The following is a 6,617-nucleotide window of genomic DNA, read 5'->3' as shown; positions in this document are numbered from 1 at the left end:
ACCTTTGATGCTGCCTCCATCCTTAACAGCCACAACCTCATAAGCAAAAGAGGTTGTAGCGAGTAATAATGAGAGAGCCATTACAAATACCAGAATTCTTTTCATCTTAGCCTCCTCCGTAATTTTGCATTTTGCATTTTGAATTTTTATTTACCCCGTTAGAAAGCCCCACTGCTTGCAGCGTGGGTAAAGATAAATTCCTTTTGGAGCGAACCCCGTTAGAGATTTATCTCTAAACGGGGCGAACACGGGGTTTAATGCCCCGTGTGAGTCCCGTTTAGAAATTTAAAATTTCTAACGGGATGAGCCTTACCGTTAGAAGGGCGAAGGTCTTCTAACGGGGTTTACCCATGATCTCCCTTATATTTCTGTGAAGTTCATCTTCGTGTACATAGTGTCCCACCACCTTTCTTGTGATTTTTTTTACATCTACAAACACAAGCACAGGGACATAATTTATCTTATATGCCCTGAGCACATCCTCCCTGTTGCCGGCAAACATGGGAAAGGTAAAGCCAAGTGCCTCTTTGTAAGCCCTTATAAGCTTCTGGTCTTTAGCCATAACATTAATGCCGATAATGCGGAGACCCTTTTCCCCGAATTGCGCCTGTGCCCTTTTTAAATAGACTATTATCTGTGTGCAGTAGAAACAAGCATTGTGTGTAAAATACATAATTGTCGGTCTGTCTATAAGGGTGGCTATATCAATATTCTTATTATTCTCATCCAGCATTACGAATGTAGGTGGTGGTGCGCCAACCTTCACACCTTCTCCTGCGTATGCATGAGATATAAATACAATGTTTAACAGAATTAGTATGGTTACCTTTTTCATTTTCTTACATCTCCATTTTAATCAACTCATATCTCATTATATTCCTGTAGTTATGCCCATATATTAACGGCACACCGTCTGCCTCTATATATGTATAAGGAAAGGTGTTTATAATCCCTTCCTGCATTGGATTTAATGTTAATCCCCTTCCTGTTGACATCTTTATCCTGTTTGGAGGTAGATTACCGAAATAAAAATCCCTCAGGTCCGGTCTCCTCTTTGCCTCTGACAAATCTGCAGGCATCCATTTGTTTCCACCAATGTAAAACCTCACCCAACTATGTGCATTTATGCAGTCTGCCTCAAATTCACCTTTTTCTTTAATGACTGATGGATAAAGCAGTGCGATGCCTTGTTCCCACCTTACAGGAATACCTTTATACATCATCATGCTCCTGAAGAGGGCATGGAACTCATCACACCTTCCTGTCTTTTCTTCGAGGGTAATTTGACTCACTCCCCTCCCACAGACCTCATGGACATATGTGAGACTATCAACAATTGCATCATAGATCTTCTTGCCTATTTTGACCGGGTTCTTTTCACTACCAACAAGGGCATCAACATACTCCGTAATATTGTCATCCCATTTCTCCCACTCAGATGGTTCAAGATGTCTTTCTGGTTTTTCATTTAAATCTTTACTAATCCCGCCAGCCTTTCGTCTTATCCTGTATTTCACGACTATCTTATCCTTTGCTGTTAAATTGTCAGCATTGAAGAAAAACATTCTGTTCCCCCAGATGTCCTCTTTTGTCATTTTATATGGAATTCTCGATATTACAGTCAGTCCAGATATTTCTTGCTCATGGTCGTCAGGTGGAACAGGGATCCATATCCTTATATCCTTGTCCTTTGGAGGATTAAGTATCTCGGTAGTACAGGTTATATTTAGATTTACAGCTTTAACCTCACTGTCATTAACAGTGCCTGAATCACTATATCTACTACCGATCAGAACACTGCCGATACCTGTCAGGGTGCTTATGAACAATTCCCTTCTATTCATCAAAAAATCCATATTCTTCATCTCACGGATAATCGATCTTCATCTCATTCTGGCGACTGTTTCTCAGCAGGTATAATCTCTCCTGTAAGAGAAAGCATTATCATCCTGTTACTATGGTCATTTGTCCAGACCTCAACGGTCTTACTCGTCTTTCCAAGTTTCACCACTGCTACTGCTGTATTTACCGTCACAGTTATCTTTCCTTTTTCTCCCGGTGCTATCTCTGCCGAACTGGCAGTAGCGCTGGTGCACGCCCTTCAAGCAGGGATAAGGTCAATTATCTTGAGGAGACCATTTCCTTCATTAACAAATTCAAAATCATGTTTTACAATCTCCCCCTTTTTCACCGAGCCGAATTCATATCTCGTGTTATTGAATCTTATAACTGGAGCGGTAAGTGCAAGTTTTTGAATCTGAGAGATCAGTTCCTCTTCTGAAAAATCAAAGGCTGTCTCAAATCTTATAACATTATTTCTGTCAATAACCACCACCTTAGGTGTATATTCTATGTAATAGCCCTCAGGCAACCTTTTGTCTTTAATCTTTTTCATGGTTATTCCGTAAAACTTCCATAACCTTGCGAGTTCATTATTCTCACCCGAGACAAACATCCATCTACCATCCTTCAGAGCATCAATCCCGTAAAGATTGAAATAATTCTTTCGCCTCTCAGGCGTATCAGTAGCCGGGTCAACAGAGACATGGAGATAAACCATACCTTTTGGGCTATCTATCGTACTGTCCAGCGAAGAGAGCCGTCCGGTAATAATAGGGCATATAGCAGAACAATAAGCGTAGGAGAATGTGAGGATGACTATTTTACCCTTCAGTTCTTGCATAGAAACTAATTTTCCATCCCAGTTATTGAGCTTGAAATCAACAGCCTTTCTCTGTAATGCATGAGAGTCAACTGCTGAGATCAACAAAAATATGGCAATCAGTAGTAACTTATTTACCAAATTCAATCTCGACCTCCAGAACCTCACCGGATGAAACCTTTATTTTTCTCTCCTGCATTCCAAAACCCTCATGCCAGACCCTAAGGGCATATTCGCCTGGAAGTAGATTCTCCAGCGCAAAGGACCCTTTATCATCCGTTACCGCTGCATAAGGATGGTCAAAAGCGAATACATAACCCCTCATCCATGGATGTGTGTTGGATGTTACACGTATCGATCCTGTGTCCGGCTGATATCTATGGGATCTCTTAATCGGCTTCTCAATAACCCTGCCTTTTCGTGGAAATGCAATATTATATATGGTTGCACCGTCCTTTAATGGTCTATCCGATACCCTCCTCTGGTATTCAAGCCAGAGCTTCAGCTGAAGGGTATGCAGGATACTGTCATCATTTTTAAACCTGAATCTACCACCAACGAATCCAACACTCACCAGTGGCTCTACCTTACAGTTCTTTATCGTTAAATCAACCGGTGTATCAACAGAAAGAGGCTTGCCTTTCTTGGGTCTGTCTATAAAGACAACCGCATTCTTTATTTTTGAATCTGTAATGATGTATTTATTGAGTTTTTGTTCCTTGCCACAGACCTCCACATCTCTGTCAATGGCGATAGTCTCATCAGCAGGTAAAGTGCCCTTGAAACTGACCACACCTTTAATGGTTGCACCATTTTTAACCTCTACAACCTCATAGCCCATCGCTACTCCTGTAAATAGCAGCAGGGCTATTAGAAGAACTACAAGATACTTTGTCATGATAAATACCTCCTTTTAAAAAAGTAGTAGCTTGCTACCAATGGCAGCACGACCCACAGCAGGGATACGATCCAGAGAACAGGTGTCTTCATGTATGCCGGAAGTTCAACAGATGAAAGTCCGAGAAACACCCTTAACTCACCGATGGATAAGAAATTAAGGATACGATATACATCCACGGGATTTAATGCCAAGAATGCAGAAAAAATATCAGCTCCAACAGCCCCTTTGGTAATTATAAGTAGTCCGACCAGCCCGAGGTCATAGAGGACTGCAAAGAATAACCATAAAAATACTGTGAACGCAATGACCTTTACCCTTTCACTGAAGAGAATGGATACCACAAAAGATACGCTCAGGAAAATAAGTCCCAAGACAACCGAATTCAGCATGAAAATAAGATAGCTCAAAAATGTATCCATGCCGAGTTTGATTAACAACAACATTCCGGAGATGCCGAGCCCCACCAGTGTAGAGAGAGTGAGGGCAATGGCAAGCCCAAGAAATTTTCCTGAAATGAATTCGCTAACCGATATGGGAGAAGCGAGGTAGATCTCAAGCGTCCCCTTATCCCGCTCATCAGCAATTATGCCTCCACCAAGCGTGAGGGCGAGGAGGGGGATAAAATATATTACAAGGCTTGTAAGGCTGGCAATGGTTGCATCCATGCTTCGGAATCCAGCAACACCGGAGCTGGCCCCACCAAAATAGGATATAACAATAGTGAATAGAGCAAACCCTGCTGCAATAACCGTAACCCACCTGCTCCTAAGTTTGTCAGAAAGTTCTTTATTGGCTATTGCCCTTAGGGCATCAGTGAATACCAAAGAACACCTCCTCAAGGTTTGGCTCTCTTAATGAGATATCAACAAAACCATCCCTTTTTGCCATAATAGCTGATAGCATCTTGAGTTTGTTTTCCATTGGAACACTGGCATGCAGGTACCCATCTTTGTAACTTATATTAAGAGCGCCCCATTCATTCAACAATTCCTCCAGAACCATATCCCTCTCATTTATGGCAATAGAGATCTTTAGCGGTAGTTTTAAACCTGTATAAAGTTCCTCAAGACCTCCAATAGCCTTGATACTGCCATTCTTTATGACCGCCACCCTGTCTATCTTTTCTTCTATCTCAGCCAGGATGTGGGATGATAGTATTACTGTAAGTTTTTTCCTGTCCCTCACTGCATCCAGAATATCATAAAACTCTTTTGTACCCATAGGATCAAGCCCTGATGTGGGCTCATCCAGTATCAAAATGTCCGGCTCATTAAGTAATGCCTGCGCAAGATTTAGCCGCTGGCGCATCCCTTTAGAGTAGCCCCCAACCCTTCTGTCAAGGGCGTCTTTGAAAACTATTTTTTTTACAATATCATAGATATTATTTAAACTGCAGGACTTGACCCTGGCAAAGAGATTAAGGGTTTCCCTCCCTGTCAGATTGTCATAAAAGTTAACCCTCTCAGGCATATAGCCTATCCTTTTCCTGATAGCCTTCCAGTCTTTTTCTGTCAATTCTTCACCATTGAATAGGACTTTACCTGATAATGGTTTTATAATCCCAAGCATTATCTTAAGCAATGTTGACTTGCCCGAGCCATTTGGGCCCACAAGTCCCAGCATTTCCCCTTCTTTTATTTTTAAGGAGACAGAGTCAACGGCTTTTATTTCTCCAAAGTACTTTGATATATCAAGAAGTTCAAACATTAACATTTACCTCAATGGATAATTGGCATTTTTTCTATTTCACCGTAGTATTTTTCAGGTGCATATGGATATTCAGCCTTTAATTTCTTCCAGTCTTTGTGTGAAGGGAGCATGGATGGTTTAGTATCCACAACTCTCGGAACCTTGAGCAGTGGGAACTGTTTTTCAAGTATCCATAGGAGCTGGAAAGACGGGCTTGCATACAATAATTTAGCAGCGGGGTATCTCCATAAGATATGGTCAACCACGGTATTTGATTCATAGGGTGAATCGCCAATGCCATCACCTGCCATATCCCATCCGAGATAATCGCTCCAGTAGTTACTATCCCACTGCTGGTTTCTGCCTGCAACAAACTTTACCTGGATTTCGTTTCCTATAAAGGAATTCCTTGTGACGGTATTATCTTCAGAGCCACCCCAGCTATGCAGACCAAGACTATTATTCATTATCAGGTTAGAGTCCATGCTGTTATATACAGAATTGTAAAAGTAGATCCCTTTGGTATTTCCTATAACTGTATTTCTTGCTATGTGGCTTCTTATAGCCTGAATTAGAAGGATGCCGTGTGTGCTGTTTCCCACAGCAGTATTATCGGTAATCTCAGATTGTCTTGAATACATGATTGCTATGCCAACGAGATTACCGATAGCTGTGTTTTTACTGAAAACAGACCTGTCAACCCACATGGTGTGGACCGCATAGCGGGAATTTCTTATATCATTATCTATGAATTTTCCGTCATGGGAGACCTCTATGTAAATCCCATCACGACAGTAATTAATCCTGTTTCCGGTGATAATCGCTTCCTGGCTGTCTATGAGGTATATACCATTGCCTCTGTAGTTTCTCTCAAGCGCCTTTTTGCTTTCTATTGTATTGTTTTCTATCCTTATGCCTCTGGCTCCAACGCTCCAGACACCATGCATAACACCATGAAGGCGATTATTTTTTATGACAGCCTCATCAGCTCCCTTTGAGATATATATCCCTGCACTCTCCAAATGGAATGAGGGATTTTCATCTACTATTGTAAACCCTTCCATAGTAACACCCCTGCTCGCTATTGTGGCTATATGTCCTCCGTTTTCAATGATGGTTGGGTTATTTATGCCCTTAAGATACACCGCTTTGTCTATCTTGAGTCTCTCCTTGTATTGTCCTGCCTTAACCTCTATAACATCCCCATTTTTTGCCTTTTTCAATGCATCGCTGATAGCTGGATAATCAACCCCTACAATAAGGGTTTTTGCATGAGCCAGCGAAGGAATGAAGAGCAATGTAACCAGACACAAAACTAACATACGGTGACCCTCCTTTAATTTCCCCCTTACTAAGGGGGATAGA

Annotated in this window: 7 protein-coding genes and 1 pseudogene; all 8 read right to left on the bottom strand. The window is 41.6% G+C overall.

Annotated elements, in window-relative coordinates; genetic code table 11:
* Nucleotides 1-334: 334 nt before the first annotated feature.
* Nucleotides 335-835, bottom strand: a complete 501-nt coding sequence (locus tag AB1488_09950; protein ID MEW6410414.1) for a TlpA disulfide reductase family protein — start codon at nt 833-835, stop codon at nt 335-337.
* Between the two features lie 4 nt (nt 836-839).
* Complete coding sequence (locus tag AB1488_09945; GenBank protein MEW6410413.1) at nt 840-1,856, bottom strand: transglutaminase domain-containing protein; 1,017 nt, start codon at nt 1,854-1,856, stop codon at nt 840-842.
* 32 nt (nt 1,857-1,888) lie between these two features.
* Nucleotides 1,889-2,083: pseudogene (locus AB1488_09940) on the bottom strand (DUF1573 domain-containing protein).
* 18 nt (nt 2,084-2,101) lie between these two features.
* Nucleotides 2,102-2,809 (bottom strand): SCO family protein, encoded by a 708-nt coding sequence (locus AB1488_09935; protein ID MEW6410412.1) that lies wholly within the window; start codon nt 2,807-2,809, stop codon nt 2,102-2,104.
* Nucleotides 2,793-3,560: a carboxypeptidase-like regulatory domain-containing protein gene (locus tag AB1488_09930; GenBank protein ID MEW6410411.1), complete on the bottom strand. Its 768-nt coding sequence runs from the start codon at nt 3,558-3,560 to the stop codon at nt 2,793-2,795. Before AB1488_09930 ends, AB1488_09935 begins: the two co-directional genes overlap by 17 nt.
* Nucleotides 3,557-4,387: an ABC transporter permease subunit gene (locus AB1488_09925; GenBank protein ID MEW6410410.1), complete on the bottom strand. Its 831-nt coding sequence runs from the start codon at nt 4,385-4,387 to the stop codon at nt 3,557-3,559. The genes AB1488_09930 and AB1488_09925 overlap by 4 nt, the downstream gene beginning before the upstream one ends.
* The gene (locus tag AB1488_09920) at nt 4,374-5,270 is read right to left on the bottom strand and encodes an ABC transporter ATP-binding protein (protein ID MEW6410409.1); all 897 of its coding nucleotides are present in this window, start codon (nt 5,268-5,270) and stop codon (nt 4,374-4,376) included. The genes AB1488_09925 and AB1488_09920 overlap by 14 nt, the downstream gene beginning before the upstream one ends.
* 11 nt (nt 5,271-5,281) lie before the next feature.
* On the bottom strand, nt 5,282-6,574 hold the full coding sequence (gene nosD / locus AB1488_09915; GenBank protein MEW6410408.1) for a nitrous oxide reductase family maturation protein NosD: 1,293 nt from the start codon (nt 6,572-6,574) through the stop codon (nt 5,282-5,284).
* Between the last annotated feature and the right edge of the window lie 43 nt (nt 6,575-6,617).

It is taken from the genome of Nitrospirota bacterium, from assembly GCA_040756155.1.
GTDB lineage: Bacteria > Nitrospirota > Thermodesulfovibrionia > JACRGW01 > JBFLZU01 > JBFLZU01.
Note: the sequence above shows the minus strand (reverse complement) of the source record. Positions and strands in the feature narration are given on the sequence as shown.